This window comes from Victivallis vadensis (assembly GCF_003096415.1).
Taxonomy (GTDB): domain Bacteria; phylum Verrucomicrobiota; class Lentisphaeria; order Victivallales; family Victivallaceae; genus Victivallis; species Victivallis vadensis.
Genome location: NZ_QEKH01000005.1, coordinates 90064 through 109375, shown reverse-complemented (window position 1 = coordinate 109375; position 19312 = coordinate 90064). Strand labels below are relative to the sequence as shown.

At 62.4% G+C, this 19312-nt stretch carries 11 protein-coding genes; 6 read left to right on the top strand and 5 right to left on the bottom strand.

Annotated features, from left to right (window positions below; all coding sequences use genetic code 11):
• Positions 1–590 precede the first annotated feature (590 nt).
• From C8D82_RS04470 to C8D82_RS04460, 3 genes are read left to right on the top strand one after another with little or no spacing between them, the layout of a single operon-like run.
• Complete coding sequence (locus tag C8D82_RS04470; protein ID WP_116883072.1) at positions 591–1328, top strand: DUF1559 family PulG-like putative transporter; 738 nt, start codon at positions 591–593, stop codon at positions 1326–1328.
• Positions 1329–1340: 12 nt separating this feature from the next.
• Entirely contained in the window at positions 1341–2432 is a 1092-nt protein-coding gene (locus C8D82_RS04465) for a substrate-binding domain-containing protein (RefSeq protein WP_116883071.1), read from the top strand.
• A gap of 8 nt (positions 2433–2440) precedes the next feature.
• Positions 2441–7135, top strand: coding sequence for a hypothetical protein (locus tag C8D82_RS04460; RefSeq protein ID WP_116883070.1), 4695 nt, complete (start codon positions 2441–2443; stop codon positions 7133–7135).
• A gap of 10 nt (positions 7136–7145) precedes the next feature.
• Here the strand turns inward: C8D82_RS04460 and C8D82_RS04455 are convergent, their stop codons facing one another.
• Genes C8D82_RS04455 through C8D82_RS04440 form a run of 4 tightly spaced genes read right to left on the bottom strand, consistent with a single transcriptional unit; the run spans position 7146 to position 12735 of the window.
• Positions 7146–10031 (bottom strand): sugar-binding protein, encoded by a 2886-nt coding sequence (locus tag C8D82_RS04455; RefSeq protein ID WP_116883069.1) that lies wholly within the window; start codon positions 10029–10031, stop codon positions 7146–7148.
• Complete coding sequence (locus C8D82_RS04450) at positions 10032–10592, bottom strand: hypothetical protein (RefSeq protein WP_116883068.1); 561 nt, start codon at positions 10590–10592, stop codon at positions 10032–10034.
• The gene (locus C8D82_RS04445; protein ID WP_116883067.1) at positions 10589–11722 is read right to left on the bottom strand and encodes a type II secretion system protein; all 1134 of its coding nucleotides are present in this window, start codon (positions 11720–11722) and stop codon (positions 10589–10591) included. The genes C8D82_RS04450 and C8D82_RS04445 overlap by 4 nt, the downstream gene beginning before the upstream one ends.
• Positions 11723–11745: 23 nt before the next feature.
• Positions 11746–12735: a LacI family DNA-binding transcriptional regulator gene (locus C8D82_RS04440; protein WP_116883066.1), complete on the bottom strand. Its 990-nt coding sequence runs from the start codon at positions 12733–12735 to the stop codon at positions 11746–11748.
• Positions 12736–13027: 292 nt separating this feature from the next.
• Here C8D82_RS04440 and larC point away from each other — a divergent pair, with 292 nt between their 5' ends.
• From larC to C8D82_RS04425, 3 genes are read left to right on the top strand one after another with little or no spacing between them, the layout of a single operon-like run.
• Entirely contained in the window at positions 13028–14269 is a 1242-nt protein-coding gene (gene larC / locus C8D82_RS04435; RefSeq protein WP_116883065.1) for a nickel pincer cofactor biosynthesis protein LarC, read from the top strand.
• Position 14270: 1 nt separating this feature from the next.
• On the top strand, positions 14271–15089 hold the full coding sequence (larE, locus tag C8D82_RS04430) for an ATP-dependent sacrificial sulfur transferase LarE (protein ID WP_116883064.1): 819 nt from the start codon (positions 14271–14273) through the stop codon (positions 15087–15089).
• On the top strand, positions 15086–15673 hold the full coding sequence (locus C8D82_RS04425) for a nucleotidyltransferase domain-containing protein (protein WP_116883063.1): 588 nt from the start codon (positions 15086–15088) through the stop codon (positions 15671–15673). Before larE ends, C8D82_RS04425 begins: the two co-directional genes overlap by 4 nt.
• A 127-nt stretch (positions 15674–15800) precedes the next feature.
• On the opposite strand, the gene C8D82_RS04420 is transcribed toward C8D82_RS04425, so the two are convergent.
• Positions 15801–19289 (bottom strand): beta-galactosidase trimerization domain-containing protein, encoded by a 3489-nt coding sequence (locus tag C8D82_RS04420; RefSeq protein ID WP_116883062.1) that lies wholly within the window; start codon positions 19287–19289, stop codon positions 15801–15803.
• Positions 19290–19312: the final 23 nt, after the last annotated feature.

Here is a 19312-nt window from a genome sequence, read left to right as displayed (position 1 = left end):
AGCAATCGCTGCCGGCGGCAAGGTGCCGCTGCCGGGTGCGCCCGCCAATGCCCCTCCGGGGGGCGTGCGGCGTCCAGCACAGGCAAGGCGAAGGTTGGTCTCCAAAACCTTTTATGCGGCGCACAACAAGCGCGGTCAGCGCCGCGAACGAATGTGAGGGAATTATTTTGCGGCAGCAAAATAACGAGGAACGATAGTGACGAAGCCGAACGTAGAGAGCGAAGCCTCCCTGGCGTAGTGAGCGTAGCGAACGTTGAAGGGTTGGCGGGCGCAGCCCGACAAGTAAGCGGCAAAGCCGCGCCCGCGAGCGGAAGTGCTCTGAAAGTTCGCGTGAGTCCAAATTCGGACGGGGAGGTCCGGAGGGCGCAACCGGGCCCTCCGGAGCCATCCGCAAATGACCGGCATTTAGTTTGTGGCCTGCAATGGTATGGAAAGGTAACGAAACGTATGAGTGACTGTATGGTCACGTGCGATTGGAAAGCGGAGCTGAAGTCGGCTTCGCCGCCCCTTCGGGCTCCGCACTCCAAGGTTGACGTCGGACGGCATTGGATTGGAGAGAAACCATGTACAATTCAGGAAAGGATGGGCAAATGCGGTACGGAAAGAACGTATGGTACGGGAAGCACCGCCGGAATTTTACGCTGATTGAGCTGCTCGTGGTGATAGCGATCATCGCGATTCTGGCGAGTATGCTGCTGCCGGCGTTGAACCGGGCGCGGGCTTCCGCGCGGGGGACGCAGTGTAAGAACAAGATGAAACAACTCGGCATCGCCCATCAGCTTTATGCGGCCGACCATCAGGATTTCGTGGTGCCGACCCGTCAGACTTATGCTTCGGGGGGCAGGCAGGATTGGGAGACGAGCCTTGGACCCTATGCGTCCCAGCTCTTTCTGGAGCGGTACAACAAGGGGGATTTCACGCCGGACAATCCTGAAGTGGAGAAGAACCGCTATTCGGTGCCGGTCTGCTCCGAATACGTCCCCGGCCCGACGCTGGACAACAGCCTTGAGCAGACCCGCAAACTGGCCGGCTGCGGCGGCATCGCACAGAACAATTTTCTCGGGAACGAACAGCCCGCCGTGAAATTCCCGGGCATCCGTCATGCGTCGAGAATCCTGCTGGCTGGCGAAGGACTGTATTTTTCGATCACCAAGTGGACCGGCGAGTGGGACGGGGCGTGGAATTCAGCCCGTTTTCCGCACCCGGACGGGATGGGGATGCTGCTGGCCGACGGCCACGTTTCCGCGCTGTACGGCAAATATCCCTCCGACGGCCTGCAGCACCGGATCAGCTGGAATCCGGACGGCTCCGACCTCTCCAAATACTGAAGGATACCTCCGATGCCTGATATCAAATACACGCAGCTCTGCATGGAGCTGGAGGAACGGCTGCTCGACGGCGCTTATTCCGGCAAGCTCCCCGGCGTGCACAAGCTCGCCGCCGAATTCAACACTTCGCCGGTCACGATGGGCAAGGCGCTGAAGCTGCTGGAGCGGCGCGGCTATATCGCGATCCTCGACCGGCGCGGCGCTTTCGTGACGCTGCGCAACCGGAACCGGCCCTGCCGGCGGCTGATCTGCCTGGTGAACAGCCTCGGCCATCCGGGGCCGGAGGATTTCATGTACCGGACCACCCTCGACACCGTCGAAAAAGCGGGCTACCGGCTGCTGGTGCTCGGCGCGGGATCGCTGGACATCCTGCGCAACGAGGATTTCCTGACCGCGATCAACGTGGACGGCTACGTCTTTTCCAACTCGGTGCTCGACCTTGAAATCGCCCGCAACCTGCAATTGAACGGGATTCCCTTTGTTTCGGTCAACCAGATCAATGAGCCTTCCACTGTGAATCTGGTCGAATTCGACCATGTGAACAGCCGTCCGGTGCTTTACCGCCATCTGTACGGGCTTGGACACCGCCGTATTGCCGAGATTATCCCGGCCAACCGGCTGGGGTTCTGGACGGAGCACTTCCGCGACATCTACCGCGATTTCATGACGGCGCACCGGATTTTCGACCCTTCGTACTATGTCGGGTATGACCGGCTGCTGCCGGAGCGCGGCGCGCCGGACGAAGCCGCCGCATTGGAACGGTTCAACCTCGACTGCATCGACCGGCTGCTGAACCTTCCTGCCCCGCCGACCGCGATCGTGGTCAACGACCTGCGCACCGGTGAAAAGCTGCGGCAGGTGCTGGCGGAACGGAAACTGCGCGTACCGCATGACATCTCGGTCGCGCTGGTCACAAGCTGGGATTCGGAGGTGCCGTGCGATCCCTTCTACACCCGGCTGATCGGCGACTGCCTGGAGCGGCAGCGGGCCGCGTGCGAGCTGCTGATCCGCCAGCTCGAACAGCCCGCCCCGTCGGTCAAACTCAGATGGCTTGACATGAAATTCCAGCCGGGAGCCGCGACCGGCCCGGCGTCGATGCAATGAGGTGCTCCATGAAACCGTTCTTGTTTCTCTCCATGCTGTTTCTCACCGCCGCCGCGTTCGCGGCGGAAAATCTCGCCTGTTCCCTTGACGGCGGCGGCAGGCCGCGCTGGTGGAACGGCGCCGGCGACACCCGGATCACCGCTCCGGGCGGCAGCCTGACCATCGCGATCGACGGCCCCGGCCACGCTTCGCTGCGGATTCCGGTCAAGCCGGAGTGGAAATTCCTGAAGCTCACCGCTTCGATCCGCACTGTGAACCTCGTCCCCGGCGGACAGAGCTGGCAGAACGGGCGGCTGGCGATGCGCTTTTTCAACGCGAAAAACGAGGCGGTCGGCCCATGGCCGGAGGTGTTCGGCTTCAGCGGCAACACCTCCGGCCGGAAGTGCGCGCGCCTCTATCCGATCCCGGAAGGGGCGGCTTATCTGGCCTTTACGCCGAGCAACTTCGGCAAGTCCGGGCTGGTGGAGTTCTCCGAAATCCGGGTTGAAGCCGTCACTGATCCGGCGGCGCTGGACAAGGACGCCGACCCGCCCGGCGGCGCGGCCGAAGCCGCCCTCTGGTCGCTCGACGACGCCGCCCGCGACGTCAACCGGCACCGCGAAACGGTGTCGCTGAACGGGTTGTGGCGGTTTTTCCCTGCGGCCGGAGCGAAAATTCCGGTGAAAGAGAGCGGCTGGGGCTGGTTCAAGGTTCCCGGCATCTGGCCGGGGCGCACCGGCTGGCTGGCGGCGGAAAGTTCCCAGAAAATCCACCTCTCGCCGCTTGCTCCCCCCTTCGATCCCGCCCGGCTCAACACCGCGTGGTATCGCCGCAGCCTCCACATACCCGGCACGTGGAAGGAACGCCGGATCGAGCTGGAAATCACGATGCTCCAGACCTGCGCGCAGGTGTTCGTCGACGGCAGACCCGCCGGCGAATTTTATTATCCGGGCGGCAGGCTCGACCTGACCGGAGTTCTGACGCCGGGACGGACGCACGAACTGGCGCTGCGGGTTTCGGCTGTTCCCGACGAGAGTGCGAAACAGGTTTTCATGGCGCCGGGGCGGCTGATCGACGCGACGCGCGAACTGAACTGCCGGGGCATCACCGGCGATGTGTTTCTGCACGCGTTCCCGAAAGCGGGCCATCTGACCGACGCCCATCTGATCCCGCTGCTGCGCGACCGGAAACTCGCGGTCGACGCGGGGCTGGCCGGAGTGAAGCCGGGCCGCTACTTTCTGGAGGCGGAGATCCGCGACGGCGATCAGCGCGAAACGGTGTTCCGTTCCGCCGAATTTTCCGTTTCCGCAGCCGATCCGGCGTTCCGCCGCGTCCGGTTTGAAACCGGCTGGGTCGCGCCGAAGCTGTGGGACACCGATGCGCCGCAAAACCTCTATTTCGCCGACATCCGGCTCAAGGCCGCCTCCGGCGAAACGGTCGACCAGTTGTTTGCGCAGGAGTTCGGCTACCGGGAGTTCCGGGTGGAGGGGCGCAACTTCCTGCTGAACGGTTCGCCGATCCACCTGCGGTCACTGGTCAACAACACGATCCGGCAGGGGGCCGAGATGTGCTGTGCCGCCCGCCAGAAAAATCTGGCCGAACGCGCCCGGGATGCCGGTTTCAATCATCTGATCGGCTACGACTACGATTTCGCCCCCGGCACGGTCGGTTACATCGACGCCTTTTACCGCGAAGCCAGCCGGGCGGGAGTGCTGACCTCCCTGACCATGCCGCACGCGAAGGATTTCCGCTGGAAGCTCGACGATCCCGCCGAGGCGGAACGCTACCGGGTTTACGCCGAATCGCTGATCCGCCGGTTCCAGAACCTGTCCGGCGTGGTGCTCTACGCGATGAACCACAACGCGACCGGTTACTTCGGCGACCAGAATCCGCGGAAGCTCGACGGCGTCTACTCTCCCGACGAGCGCATGAAAACCGAAGACCCGCGCCGCCGCGACCTCCAGCGCAGGCAGGCGCTGCTGGCCGCCGGGATCGTCCGCGGCATCGACCCGACCCGCCCGGTCTACCACCACGAATCCGGCAACCTCGGCGAAGTCTCCTCGCTCAACTGCTATCTGAACTGGGTGCCGCGCCAGGAGCGCAGCGACTGGTTCGAGGAGTGGGAACGGCACGGCACCAAGCCGCTGATGCTGGTCGAATGGGGCATGCCGCACACCGCGAGCTGGTCGAGCTTTCGCGGCCCCGCCTTCATCTGGAGCAGTCCGGCGGTACAGTGCGTGTGGCTCAACGAATTCAACGCCGCGCACCTCGGCGAGGAAGCTTACCGGATCGATGCGGCCAAAATCACGCTGTACCGGCTGGAGGAGGAGCTGTGCCGCGGCAACCGCCCGGTGCTCTACAGCCGGCTGCACCGCATGGGCAACAGCCTTGACCCGGACAAGGTGCGCGCGTGGATGACCGCCGACAACTTCCGCGCGATGCGGGCGCGCGGTCTTTCGGGGCTGCTGCCGTGGGACCAGTCGCTGCTGTGGAGTCACCGGGCAAAGGGGAACTTCCCGGCGCTCGATCCGCTGGCGGATCTGAAGCGGCCCGGCATTGTGCCCGATTACTTCGGCTCCAACGGCGGGCAGATGATCGAATCCTTCGACCGTTTCGTCCCCTCCGGCACCGGCGCGGCGGCGCTGCCCGCGCTGCGGGAGCTGACCGGCTGGATCGCGGGCAGATCCGGCGACTTCACCGAAAAGGGACACAACTTCCGCCCCGGCGAAACCGTCTGCAAACAGCTGCTGGTGCTGAACGACACCCGGCGGCCCCAGTCCGTCGAATGCCGCTGGAAACTCCCGGCGCTGAATCTCGCCGGAAGCGCGACGCTGAATCCCGCCCCCGGCACCCGCGCGGAAGCGCCGGTTGAATTCACGATCCCGGAGGGGACCCCGGCGGGGGAGCTGGAACTTCTGGCCGAATTCCGGTTTGCGGACGGTTCCGGCATCACCGACCGGCTGGCGCTCCATGTGATTCCGAAGCGCGCCGAACTGCCGCGGAGCAGAGTCGGGCTTTACGATCCGGCGGGCCGCTCCGCGCCGCTTCTGGCCGAACTCGGCGTCGCGGCCCGGATTGTCCGCACGCAGGCCGACCTTGCCGGAGTGGAACTGCTGGTGATCGGGCGCGAAGGGTTGAAGGAGTTTCCGCTCCGGCTCTCCGGGGCGCTGCGCGGCGGGCTTCGGGTGCTGGTGCTGGAGCAGGACTATCCGGAGCTGGCCCGGCTCGGCTTCCGCGCCAACATCCACGGGCTGCGCGAGGTGTTTGCGCTCGACGGCTCCGCGGTGCTGCGCGACTGGCGCGGCGCGGCGACGCTGGTGCCGCCGGTGCTCGAAACCCCGGAGCTGGAAACCGCCGATCCGACCTGGAACTGGAACGGCTTTGAGAACACCCGCGCGTGGCGCGCCGGCCATCGCGGCACCGTCAACTCGGTATTGTTGGAAAAGCCCTCCGTCGGCGATTTCCTGCCGTTGTACCACGGCGGCTTCGACCTTCAGTACGCGCCGGTGCTGGAGTGGAATAAGCAGGTGATCTTCTGCCAGCTCGACCTCTCCGGCCGCACCGAATCCGATCCGGAGGCGGCCGAACTGTTGCGTTCGCTGCTGCTGCGCCTCGACCGGAGCCGTCCCATTCCGCCGCTTGCGACTTACTATGCGGGCGATCCGCGCGGCGCAAAGCTGCTGGAACAGCTCGGCATCTGCTTTGTGCCCGCTCCCGCGCCGCTGCCCGACGCCGGCGTGCTGGTGCTCGGCCCCGGCGCGAAGCCGGAAGGCGTCGCCGCCGCGGTCGAACGCGGCCTTGCCGTGCTTGCCGTCGGCCTGAACCATGAGGAGCTGGAACGCCACTTCCCCGGCAGATTCAACGCTGCACAGGGAAAGTTCTTTTCGGATTACGTGGAGGGGCTTTCGCGGATGCCGGAGTTCGCCGGGATTTCCAACGCCGAACTGCACTGGCGCACCGAACTGCCGATGGCCGCCTTCGACGCCGCCTCACCGGGGGGGCGCGCACTGTCGCTGTACCGTTCCGGCAAGGGGAAAGCGGTCGCGGTGCAGATCGCGCCGTGGATGTTCGACGAAAAGGAGCAGGCGTTCCGCACCACCCGCCGCCGGACCCAGTTCCTGATTTCGCGGCTGCTGCACAACCTCGGCGCGGAGCCGAAAGCGGACGGCTTCGAGCTGCTCGACGGTTCCGCCGCCAACGGGGGAATCCTGCCGCTCCGCGCCGGCTGGACCGGTAGAGCCGACCCGGAAGCGCGGGGCTGGAAGCTCGGCTGGTTCCGGCCGGGGTTCCAACCGGATTCCGGCTGGAACCCCGTCAGGGTGCCCGGCAACTTCGAGGACCAGTTTGAAGAACTCAAAGAGTACGACGGGCTTTTCTGGTACCGCCTGACTTTCGACCTGCCGGAGGAGCCGCGCCCGGACCGCGATTACCTGCTCCGCCTCGGCGTGATCGACGATGAGTCATGGGTCTGGATCAACGGCCGTTTCCTCGGCGAACTCTCCGAGAAAACCAACCCGGTCGATCACTGGTCGCTGGACCGCAGTTATCCGGTCGGCGGCCGCGACCTGAAGCGGCGCGGCAACGTGCTGACCGTCCTCTGCAACGACCTGCGCATGAAAGGCGGGATGCTCGGCAAGCCGGAACTTCGGAGCGCCCCCGCGTATCCGCTCTACGCGGACACGCCGCAGGCCGTCGACGATCCCTACCGCTATTACCGCTGGTGAGGACGGGGGCTTATTCCGCCAGCACGGCTTTTTGGAACAGGGCGGGGCATTTGCGATCCGCGATTCCGCCGCCGAAGGTCATGTAGCGGCGAACCTTGCCCTCGTCCGCGTCGTTGAAGCAGAGCGCCGCGCCGAAGACTGTTCCGGGTTTCAACTTGAGGGGAGCCAGCAGCTTCCGGGGGATGGCGATCCGGTAAACGGTGGTGCCGCTCTCCTCAGAACGGGTGATGAACTGCCGGACGCCGGAGGCTTCCGCCGGAGTCCGGCGGGTCGGCGGGGCGTGATGGTTCCACGGCTTCTTATTCAGCGCGAAGGTGAATTCGGTGTCGTCGGAGCCGTAGCTGTTCCGGCCGTCGGCGTCGTTGTGCGAATCGATGCCGATCTGGATCGAATCACCCCGCCACGCGGCGTGGTCCGGATTCCGGTTCCGGTGCATATCGTCCCGCACTTCGCTGAAGATGTAAAGGTTTTCTTCGTCCCAGCCGAGCAGTGTGCGGTGCGACAGGTCCGCCGGGCCGCTCCACGGGATCGACGGGTCAGGCGGGAACAGGTGTTCGCGCGTTTGCTGAACGATGCTTCCCGGCCCGTTCAGTTTCGATACGAAATCGAACTTTTCCAGATCGGAAACCGCCAGTTTCGGAATCTCGAACGGCGCGGGCAGTTCGACCGGATTCCGGTACTCTTTGCCGTTCTCCCCCGCCAGTTTCACGGCGAACGCCGCCGGGATCGCGGCGGCGGTTTTCACCGTGACCGTTTCGGCGGACTGGCGCGGCACCGCCAGGATAGTTGCCTGAAGCACACCCGGAATCGCCACCGTCCCTTTCCAGTCGGAGAAGCTGCGGTTTTTCACCTCCAGTTTGAGGTGGTTGCGCTCCCGCAGCCAGGCGCGGACCGTCAGCGGCGGGCGCGAGTCGATCGCACGGAGCAGCGCCGCAAGCACCGTTCCGGCTGCGTTTTCCGAGAGGTAGAGTGGCGCTTCCGTGATCGCGGCTTCGCCCGGCCTGACCGCAGTTCCGTAGATCGAACGCGGCGCGGCGCCGGCGGGCAGCTCCCGGAGCGCCGTTTTCTCCGGCTTTCCGCCGGAATCCCACACGGCATAGGAGGTATGGTTTCCTCTGCGAAGGCGCAACAGCTTGATGTCGCCGTCCAGCAGCAGTTCCGCCGCGTCGGCGCGGTCGATTTCATGGGCGGCCTGCGCGCAGGCCGCGACCGCGGGCAGCGGCCGGATGCCGTTTTCGGTGCGCCAGATTCCGTACAGGAAAGGGCCTCCCTCCCAGCGGTCCAGCCCGGTGAACCAGACCAGCCGGCGGCACTCCGGGTAGCTGCGCGCGATCAGGAACATCCGCGCCAGCCACGCCGCGTGCCGGTGGGCTTCGGGGGCGTGGAACGGAATGCTCTCCTCCAGCGAATAGCCCAGTTCCCCGATCAGGAACTCCTTGCCGTACTTCCGGGCCAGTTCGCTGTGATAACGCATCGATCCGGCGAACTCTCCCTGTTCCGGCGGCGCGCAGTACCGGCCGTCCGCCGCGATGGAGCGGGGCGAACAGTACGGGTGCGGCCCGAGGATGTCGATGGAGCTGTGCGCCTCTGTCAGCACCTTCTCGGTGAAGTCGGAGCGGTTCCCCGATACGCCCGCCAGCAGCCTGATCCCGTATTTCCGGGCGATCGGCGCGGCGGTTTTCAGGAGTTCGCCGTAATACTCCGCGCCGTCCGGCATGTTGCGCAGCTCCAGATCCGGTTCGTTGATGAAGTCAAGGTATTCCGTCTTGCCCCGGAGCTGCCGGAACAGCTGTTCCATGAAAAGCGCCGCCTTCGCCGGATCGGCCTGTGTGCTCCCCGGCTTGCAGCCCCACGCCGGAACCCGTCCCGGCGTAAACTCGCTCTGGATGGTCGGGTGCCAGAACAGTTCCGGCGGCGGCAGGAACGCATACTCCCGGAACTCTCCTTCGCGCGGTTCCATCGCCTTCCAGACCGTGAAACCGCTGCGCAGGTACGATACGCCGATCCGGGGCAGCACCGACTGCGGCAGCGAACTGTCCTGCATCCCGAAAAAGCCCTCCCGCGACGGCGGCGGGAACGGGGCGGTGACCACGAACGGAGCGGCGGAGCTCTTTACTGTCCTTCCGGCATTGTCCAGCACTTCGACCTCTGCCGGATAGTAACCCGGCTCCGCCGCTTCGGCCAGCTCAAATTCCATTACGGCGGTTTTCCCCTTTTCCAGCCGGAAGCTGCGTTCGCGGCGGATTTCCGTACCCGGCACGCCGACGCGCAGCGTGAAGGGCTGCCCCTCCGGCGGAACTCCGGCGTTGAAGGCGTTCACCGCAAGGCGCGGAATCTCCGGCGTATGCACCACGCTTCCCGCGCCGTTCACTGACGGAAAAATGCTGAATGCTTCCGAATGGCGGTAGGGCGTCGCTTCACTCCCTTCTTCCAGCTGGATCGCGTCGATGCGGAACACGATCTCCCCCTGCGGCAGGAATGCCGGGTACAGCACCGTTCCCGCCCGGTCCGTGCGGATGCGGCAACGGTAACGCCTCCACTCGTCGGTGAGCCGGAACTGCGTGAAGCCGACCTGTTTCCAGTCGAGCACGCCGATCAGCGCAAAGGCGATCGTATCGCCGCCCGAAACCCGCCGCGCCGAGAAGCTGACCGTGTAGTCGGTATCTTTCCGGATCGCGTAACCCCAGCGCCCGTGCGCCCACGACACCGCCGAATCGATCTCCAGCGATGAATTTCCCGAGGCCGCGTCGCCGGAAACGGTGCGGATCGGCTCCGCCGAACGGTAGTAGCGGAAGTTCTGCGTGCCGGTCTCGAAGTCGGTGTCCTCCGGGAAGAGGTTGTTTCCCCATGCGGCGACGGCGATGCCCGCCACCACGGACAACAGCAGTTGCTTCATCTATTCGGTCTCCCACACGATATCGTCGAGCAGGAAAACCGACGGCCGCTCCGAAACCGCCCCGTAAAAACGCAGCGAATAGACCGCTCCCGGCTTGAACGGGAACGCCTTGCCGCGTTCCGGCCCGGAGCCGTATTTCATCGAGGCGAGCGGCACGGTGATCTTCTGCCAGTCATCTCCCGAAATTTTCAGATTGGCAACCGCCGTGGCCAGATCCTTGCCGTACCGCTCCTTGCGTTCGGAGAGCGCCAGCGCCGTCGGCGGCGGGCCCGATACCGGCTTGACCAGAAAGGAGACCGCCACCGCCTTTTCCGGCATCACCGGAACCTTGAAGAACTGGATTCCCTGATACCGGGTGCAGCCGCCCAGCATCACTTTCAGCGCGCCGTCGCCGCTGATCGCGTCATCCGTGACGGCAAGCTGCGCGGCGGGGCTTTTCGCGTCTTTGTAGACGGTCCAGCCGTCCGGTTTGCCCTTTTCAAAATCGTCGATTACGACCGGAGCGGCGGCAAGCCGCAGCACGCTCCCCGACAGGATGGCAGTCAGAAACAGTTTTTTCATCGTTCGATCACCCATGTAAATGTGCTGTAGGTTCCGGTATCGGGCGAGAGCCGCTTCGCCGGGATATTGGTCATCCCCGCCGAACCGTCGCCGAACAGCAGCGACAGCCGCCGGTTGTGGAACGCGCCCCCGAATGCCGGGTTCAGCGGATTTTCGCTCTTGTCCCCGAAGCCTTCGATATTGCACCGTACCGCGCCCGAAGTATAAGGCGCCGCACAGTAGAGCAGCGCCACGCCGCTGCCGTACATCATCGCCAGCCGGGGAGTTTTATGACCTTTGGAATTGTATTCCAGATACGCCTGGCTCTTTCTGCCGATGTTGTTGTTGGCCAGCGTGGTGTAGCTGTAGGTACAGCTCCATTTCGTCAGGTTCGTGACCGTCGCGGCGCGCGCCGCCGGACAGACCAGCGGATTCGACGCCGGACGGTACAGGTCGACTCCCCCCAGATAGGAGGCAAGGTTGTGCCGGTACGTGGTTTCAACCGTGATCATATTGTAGCTCTTGCCGTCGGAAGTCGGCTTGGAAGCCGGATTCGGCAGGAAATCGGCGTTGTCCGCGCCATAAAGCGCCAGCGCGGTTCCGGCCTGCTTCAAGTTGGAGGTGCATTGGATCGCCCGCGCCTTCTGCCGCGCCGAGTTCAATGCCGGAAGCAGCATACTTGCGAGTATCGCAATGATCGCTATCACCACGAGCAGCTCAATCAGAGTAAATCTTGCGGTAGTCGGCCTTAAGCGGCGGTATGCGGGGGGCGTGTCCGCCTCGTGCCGCGCCCCCTGCGTCCGGCAAGGTGCCGGTGCCGGGTACGGGACGGTCGACTGGCGGGAGCGCGGTCGGCCGGCGGGGAAGGAAGATCCGCAGTAACGTGAAGTTGTCTTCCCGCTTTTCTGCGGAAAGGCAACTTCACGTTTTTGCTCCGACTTGCCGCTTGCAGAGCATTGACGGAGGCGTGAGAGCTTGCGGAGAATGAGAGAGATGTTCAGATTGCTTGGTACGGGGAGAAACGCGGCGCAAGTCGCCGCTTTCTCTCCCCCGAACCCCTCTCTTTTACGCAGAGCGGTATATGGAAAGAGATTGTATATTTGACAGGTTTTAATAATGAGCAGCTCAATCAAAGTGGATTTCCGTTTCATGTTTGTTCTCCCTGAGTAAGGTTTTATTGCAGCGGACGGGGGGCCTGCAGCACGAACGCTTCCGGGATGCCCGGCTGCTCCATGCGCCAGAACAGCATCTCCAGCGCCCGCTTCGCCATCAGCGGCAGGTCGAGGTCGATCAGGGCCGGATTCGGCCAGAAGTCCCGCAGCAGGACGCTGTTGTCGCAGACGATCACATTTGTCGGGCTGTACTTCTGGAGCAGCCCGAGGCTGTCCAGCCCGCAGCAGAGCTTCACGCCGCAGCGGGCGTTGAAGCCGAAAAAGCCGATCCGCTCCGAGCCTGCTTCGATGTACTGCTTCAGCCGCCCGGTGAAATCGGTGTCGTACTTGCCGAACCGGAACTCCGTCGTCTCAATGCCGAGCGCGTTCATCTCCGCCAGAAACCGGGTGATGCGGGGATGGTCCGGGATTCTCACGATATCGTCGCGCCAGAAAATCGCGCTGCGTTCAACTCCGGCTTTGCGCAGAAACTCCACCGCAAGCGCGACGATCTGCCCGTCGTTGGCGGTGATGCGGTCGCAGTTCCGCCGCTGCTTCTCCCAGCCGAACACCTGTACCGCCGGAATCCGCTCCGGGATCAGCTCCAGCACCGGCGGGTCGTTGTAGAAGAAAAGCGCGTCGAACTTTTCCAATGTCTCCGGTTGCGCCGCCAGCTCCCGCTGGTTCACCACCTGGAAGTCGACGCCGTACTCATTCATCATCGGCCCGAGCGCCGCCAGCAGCGCCGCCCCGATCGGATCGGTTTCATCGACGCTGTTGTCGAGGAACAGCACCGGGCCGAGGTGGGAAAAACGCTTGCCGGGTGCGTTTTCCTGCTTGCGGTTGTAGCTGCGCGGCGTGAAGCCGTCCTTTTCGGCGATCCGCCGGATCCGCTCCTTGACCGCTTCGGAAAGGCGCGGCGAATTTCGCAGCGCCATCGACGCCGTCGCCGCGGTCACGCCCGCTTTTTCCGCAAGGTCGTGCAGGTTTCTGGTTTTTCTCTGGTACGCCATCGTCGTCTCAACTCCTGATGATTGCTTTTATTTTTATTATACCAAAAAACGGCGGCGATGTCAATAGTTTAATAACCGATTTTATAAATTAATTTTTAAACATATTTTAAACAATTGCCGTGATGCAAGTGCGTTATTCGGGACTTCGCCTTCGGCGAGCAGGGGCGAAGCGCCCTGCTCGCTCCAACAGGAGCGAAATCCCGAACGCCGCTTGTATTTCCCTGCCCAAGCCATTATATTTTCCAAACAACCTACCGTATTGTATGAAGTGAATCCGGGGAAAGAAACTGCGATGAAAAAAATACTGTATCTCGATTGTGCGTCCGGCATTTCCGGCGACATGTTCGCCGCCGCGCTGCTGGATCTGAAACTTTGCGACGGGCGGCAGGTGCTCGATGAGCTACGCGCGCTGAATGTGGATGGATTTGAACTGGAGGTTTCTCCGACGCGGAGTTACGGGCTGGCGGCGCTGAATTTCGACGTGAAGCTGGAAGAGCATCACCATCACCATGAGCATGGACATGAAGAAGACAGCGGGCATCATCACCACCATCACGAACACCGCCATCTCGCGGATATTTTCGCGATTTTCGACCGTTCCGGGATGAGTTCCGGGGCGCGGGAACTGGCGAAGCGGATCTTCACGATCGTCGCGGAGGCCGAGGGCAAGGCGCACGGTCTGCCGGTGGAGCAGGTGCATTTCCACGAAGTCGGCGCGGTCGATTCGATCGTCGATATCGCGGCGGCGGCGATCCTGATGGATAAGATCGCCCCCGATGCGGTGGTGATCCGGGAGATTTCGGAGGGGAGCGGTTTTGTGCATTGTCAGCACGGCGAACTGCCGGTCCCGGTTCCGGCGGTGGTCAACATCGCCGCCGCCCATGCGCTGCCGCTGCGCTTCACCGATGCGAAGGGCGAGATGGTCACGCCGACCGGGGCCGCGATCGCGGCGGCGATCCGCACCGCGGACCGGCTGCCGGAGCGGTACACGGTCGCCGCGGTCGGTCTCGGCGCGGGCAAGCGCGACTTCGGCCGCCCCAACATCCTGCGCGCGATGCTGTTGCAGGTGGAGGAAGCCGAAGTCCCCGCCGAGGGGAACGGTATCTGGGTGCTGGAGAGCAATCTCGACGACTGCACCGGCGAGGCGCTGGGGCTGACGATGGAGCGGCTTTTTGCCGCCGGTGCGCGCGACGTGCATTTCCTGCCCTGTTTCATGAAAAAGAACCGCCCGGCGCAGCTGCTGCGGGTGATCTGCGACGAAGCGTTGATCGGCAGGCTGGAATCGGTCATTTTTGAAACCACCACCACCATCGGCATCCGCCGCTCCCGCTGGGAGCGCACGGTGATGGCGCGTGAATCGGTCACGGTCGAATCGGGATACGGCCCGGTCGCGGTCAAACGCTGCCGTCATGGCGAACTGGTGCGCTGTTACCCGGAGTTCGAGAGTGTGCGCGCGGTCGCGGAGGCCTCCGGCGTACCGTACCAGACCGTCTTCGACGCCGCCCGGTGCGAAGCGGAAAAACGGGAGCGTTGAGATGGAGCGCCTGACGGAGCTGCGGACCGAAATCGCCCGGCTGGTGAAGCAGGGTGTCTGCCTTGCGTTTTCCGGCGGGGTGGACAGTGCGCTGCTGCTGGCGCTGGCGGCGGAAGCGCAGCGTTCGGGCGGCGGCGAAATCCAGGCGGTGACTTTTTCCACCCGGCTCCATCCGCAGTCGGATATCGACAATGCGCGGCGGATTGCCGGCGAGGCGGGAGTGCCGCTTCACGTGATCGAGATCGACGAGTTTTCCGACCCTGAGATCGTGCGGAATCCGCCGGACCGCTGTTACCGCTGCAAGAAACATCTGTTCAGCCGTCTGAAGGAGTTCGCCGGGGCGCTGCATTTGCCGGTGGTGATGGACGGCACCAACGCCGACGACCTGCTGGAATACCGCCCGGGCCTGCAGGCGCTGAAGGAGCTGGGGATCAGCAGCCCGCTTGCCGAGCTCGGATTTCCCAAGCGCGAGGTGCGGGAGCTGGCGCGCGGACTGGGGCTTTCGGCCGCGTCGCGCCCGTCGACCCCCTGCCTGGCCACCCGGCTTCCCTACGGCGCCCGGCTGGAGCCGGAGCTGCTGCGGCGGATCGGGGAGGGGGAGGCGCTGCTGCGGGAGGCCGGATTTGCGCAGGTCCGGCTCCGGGTGCATGGCAACATCGCCCGGATCGAGGTTCCGGCGGCGGAGCTGGCGCGGCTGGCGGAACGCGCCGCGGAGCTGGTTCCGGAGCTGAAAAAATTGGGATTTCTCTATGTGACGCTCGATCTGGAGGGGTTCCGGTCGGGAAGCATGGATCTGACCCTGAAAGGGATTCTGAAATGAACGATGTTCTGGCGCTGGCGGAGGAAAATCAGGGAAAGGCGTGGCGGGTGGTCGAAGCGAGCGGCCTGATCGCCGCATGGGAGTCGATCGGCGCCGAGGTTCATCTGGTCGGGTCGCTGAAGACCGGGCTGCTGATGAAGCACCGCGACATCGATTTTCACATCTACACCGCGAAGCTCGAACCGGAAAAGAGTTTCGCGGCAATGGCGAAGATCGCCGCGAACCCGGCGGTGGAACGCGTGACCTACGGCAACCTCGCGGCCACCGACGAGCACTGTTTCGAATGGCACGCGTGGTTCCGGGACGCGGACGGGGAGCTGTGGCAGCTGGATATGATCCAGATCGAGCGCGGCACCTTCTACGACGGCTATTTCGAGCGGGTCGCGGAGCGCATCTCCGCGGTGCTGACGCCCGAATTGAAGCTGGCGATCCTGACCGTGAAGAACGACACGCCCGAAACCGAAAAGGTGATGGGGATCGAGTACTGTCAGGCGGTGATCCGCGACGGAGTCCGCACCTGGCCGGAGTTCGCCGAGTGGCGCAAACTTCATCCCGCCGGCGGCATCGTCGACTGGATGCCGTGACGCTCAGCCGGCTGCGGAATGGAAGTCGATTGCGGCAGAATATTGAAGCGCTGCCGGAAGATAGTCATGCCGTTTTTTCAATTTTTCTCTTGCGGAAGGGGGGGACAGAGCATTCGGCCGGTGAGTTTCAGGGAAGTTCTGTCAACAGTTCGCAGGTGATCCCGAGAATTACGGGGACCGCTTCCCTGCCGCCGGAAACCGCCTTGACTGACTTTACGTTTTTCGCCGGATTCGGATTGTTCCAGCGTGTCACGTAAGCGCCGACGGTGAAACCGGCCGGCCGCTTTTTTTCCCATGCGATATAACCGTTGTTCAACGGCTGCGGGTTGATCCAGTCAGCACATTCCGCAGTGCCGTTTATCGGAAACGCGCAGGTTGTTCCGTCATCATAGGTAATGAGATATTCGAATAGTTTCCCGCTCTTGTTCCCCCAGGCGGCGGCATGTAGAAAATAGAGATTGGCGATTTTGGCGTTTACCGGAATCTCCGGAGTTTCCGTCGGAAAATATTTGATCGTACCTGCCAGTACCGCACAGGATTTTCCGTCGTTGTCCGCCGGATCAATCACCTTGAACGGGACGTTTGCCAGAGTAATTCTGCCGGTCGGGAAATCCCGGGCGTCCAACTCTCCCTGATCGGTCCAGCCCCCTTTGCGGTCGCCGGCAGTTTCATCCTGAAATCCCATGTTGACAGCTCCGGTCATATCCAGTGCGCGGCACTTGGCCGAATCGACTTGATACCCGGCTCGCGCCTGAGCGTGTGCTGCTCGCTTTTCCGCCTCGATTGCTTTGAGTTGCGCGTCGAGTGCGGCCAGACGTTCCGCCAGCTCCCGCTGTATTGCGGAGTTTCTCTTCTGTTCATCGGCCCGGGTCCTTGCATTTTTTCCCGGAGCCGCTGCCGGTGTGGTTGAGACGGCCAGCAGCACCCGTTCCTGTGACGGAAGTGCCAGAAAGATCCCGGCACGCAGTTCTTCGCGCTTCCATTCAAGCCTGCCGGATGGAGCCGCGAAAGGTTCCCGGGTAACCATGTCGGTGACGTAGAAGGAATTGTTCCGGCGGGAACCGGGGAGAGGCGGGATAAATTTCACGGCTCCGGTTTCGCGTCCGTTCCAGTTGCAGAGGAAATAGAGATCGCAATCGTCGCGGCGGATCGCCCGGACTTCAAGTTCATGGGTCTGCCACGCATCTGCCGGGATGATTTTCCATGGGGAAACGTAGCCGGAATCTTGCAGGGCACGATATATTGCATTGCGTTCGCTTTCCGCATCTTTCAAGGCCGGGACGATTCGGAAACCGGCATCCTGCGGAGAGAATTCGGGCAGACTGCGTCCATACTGGTCGAATTTGCCGGAATTTTCTCCCCACAGTACAATACCGCCCGCCGCTGCGAATTTTTTCAGCGTCTCGCGGGTGGCCGGGAAGATGTGGGAAGGGTTCGGCACCGCGATCACTTTGAATGTACCCGCTCCGCGCTCATTGAGTTCCTGCTCCGTCGTTACGCCGACCGGAAGCTGGCGGGACAGGAAGGCGTTGTACCAGTTGAAGCATTGCTGCTGGTATGCGAATTTCTGATCGCCGCGTACCGCGTGCGGCTGACGCCACACCGAGGGCAGGGAGTAGAGAATACCGATATCGTTGAGTGTGCGCGGATACGGCAGCGCGATTTCTGCCAGCCGGGCGATTTCCTGTGAAAAATCTTTGATGCCTTTCAGCGTGTCCAGCGGATAATAATAGGGGTTCAGCAGGGCCGGCGGGTTTCCGATGCCGCTTCGGCGGGCATCATCCAGCGTTTTCCATGGGAAATTGCGTCCTCCTTTCCACCAGCAGTAAATCTGGGAGCCGGAGTAATTGTGAAAAACTTCAAACCACAGCATGGTGGTGAAGTCCGAACGGCGAACCGGAATGCGGCCCAGCGCGCCGTGGTTGCGGGAAACATAACTTTCCTGATTCATGATCGGTTTCTCTCCGGCAAATGCGCGGGCCAGATCGTAAAAGAACATCACCGAAAGAAATTTGTTGTTGTAAACATCTTCCAGATAATTGCCGGAAGTGCCGGAAAAGAGTCCGAATGGCATGCCGCCTTCGCTGCCGAAAATATCCGCAGTTTTCATCAGCTTGTGGTAATCGATGCCGTTTTGTTCGTACCAGAGCGAACTTACGGCGATTTCAATGTCAAAATAGACATTGGGGCGCGGGTCGACTTCCCGGATTGCCGCTTTGCCTGCCTGAAAGATTTCGACGAAACGGTCGCCGAGGAAATCCATCCAGTCCGCTTTCATGCGGCCGCCGGTCCATGGCGAAGGTTCCGCGGCCGCTTCAAAATTTTTCGGCGTTTCGTTTCCCCATACCGCACGGAGCTGTTCCAGGTCGTGATTGTACTTACGCTTCAGCCAGCCGGCAAAAAGTTTTTTGTTTTCCGGATGTTTGGAGTGATACCATTGGACTTCGTTGAAAAGTTCATAGACCCATGGATTGGATTTGCCGCTGTTGAGCCAGAATTCCGCCCCGCCTTTGAAGTAATATTTATAGATATCCTTGCCCGGACGGGTTTCCGGCACATACGGCATGAAGCCGCCGTCGTGCCGGGTATCGGCCGGAAAACCGGCTTGGGAGAGACGGCCGGGCAAATCATTCATCGTGAATAAATGAAGCAGAGAGTAGTCCACAACCAGCGGCATCCCGCTGATCCGGTCGCGGTGGCGGAAGCGGTTCGCCCAGTGTTCGCGGTAAGGGCTGCCCAGCAGCAGGTCCGCCTGCGCGTGGGTCAAACCCATCTCCGGCAGATACTCTTCCGCCACCTGACGGGCAAATGTATAGGTATGGTTGACATTGAATCCCATTTCTCCGGCAATGCGCAGGTCAAGCTGGTCGGTCAGGAGGTCATTGGGTTCGTAAGGAGGCCGGGCGTTGTCGGGAGTGAATTCCCAGAAATTGTTGCCGGCGTCATTGACTCCGAGCATGAAAGTGGGTTTGCCGTGGTAAAAGAAGGTCCCGTTACGGATGACGGGACGCTCGAAGTTGTCCGTTACCGGAACTGCTTTTCGGGGCGGAGGCGGCAATTGTTCCACTTTGAGATCGCTGACTTCAAAATCGGAGTTCCAGGTGCCGCCGAAAGCGATTCCGCCGGAAAACGGGACATCTGATCCGGTTTCCGCGACGAGTTCGCCATTGATATGCAGCGAGGCCTTTTCCGTGAGAACCGTGACGGCGCATTTCAACTCCTGCCCGGCGGTAAACTTTTGGGGCCAGCGGCACTCTTTCAGTTTTTCGGATTTGCCGCCGGCGGTTCCGCGGGAAACCAGAATCTTTCCCTGATGTACCGGAGGAAGGGAAAATTTTATGAAGTGCGGATACCGCCATCCCGCATAAATTTCAAAATAAGCTCCTCCGCGCCGGACCAGCGTAAAACTCACACGGTAATTTTTCCAGTTGTCTTTCGCCAGATAGAAAACCGGGTTGGCGGATTCCGATCTGATTTTCAGCACGCTGTTTTCAATGACCGGATTGCCGCCCCAGCCGGCTCCCGGATTGTCCGCCGGGAATCCGTTGAACAACATCTCCGCTGCGCCCAGCACGAATGCCGGAGCAAGTGCGATGGAGGTCAGAAATTTCTTCATGTCATGATCCTTGAAAATTATAA

Excerpts from the sequence above, each read along its gene's own strand:
- C8D82_RS04470 (WP_116883072.1), top strand. The coding sequence starts at position 591 with ATGCGGTACGGAAAGAACGTATGGTACGGGAAGCACCGCCGGAATTTT.
- C8D82_RS04465 (WP_116883071.1), top strand. The coding sequence starts at position 1,341 with ATGCCTGATATCAAATACACGCAGCTCTGCATGGAGCTGGAGGAACGG.
- C8D82_RS04460 (WP_116883070.1), top strand. The coding sequence starts at position 2,441 with ATGAAACCGTTCTTGTTTCTCTCCATGCTGTTTCTCACCGCCGCCGCG.
- C8D82_RS04455 (WP_116883069.1), bottom strand. The coding sequence starts at position 10,031 with ATGAAGCAACTGCTGTTGTCCGTGGTGGCGGGCATCGCCGTCGCCGCA.
- C8D82_RS04450 (WP_116883068.1), bottom strand. The coding sequence starts at position 10,592 with ATGAAAAAACTGTTTCTGACTGCCATCCTGTCGGGGAGCGTGCTGCGG.
- C8D82_RS04445 (WP_116883067.1), bottom strand. The coding sequence starts at position 11,722 with ATGAAACGGAAATCCACTTTGATTGAGCTGCTCATTATTAAAACCTGT.
- C8D82_RS04440 (WP_116883066.1), bottom strand. The coding sequence starts at position 12,735 with ATGGCGTACCAGAGAAAAACCAGAAACCTGCACGACCTTGCGGAAAAA.
- larC (WP_116883065.1), top strand. The coding sequence starts at position 13,028 with ATGAAAAAAATACTGTATCTCGATTGTGCGTCCGGCATTTCCGGCGAC.
- larE (WP_116883064.1), top strand. The coding sequence starts at position 14,271 with ATGGAGCGCCTGACGGAGCTGCGGACCGAAATCGCCCGGCTGGTGAAG.
- C8D82_RS04425 (WP_116883063.1), top strand. The coding sequence starts at position 15,086 with ATGAACGATGTTCTGGCGCTGGCGGAGGAAAATCAGGGAAAGGCGTGG.
- C8D82_RS04420 (WP_116883062.1), bottom strand. The coding sequence starts at position 19,289 with ATGAAGAAATTTCTGACCTCCATCGCACTTGCTCCGGCATTCGTGCTG.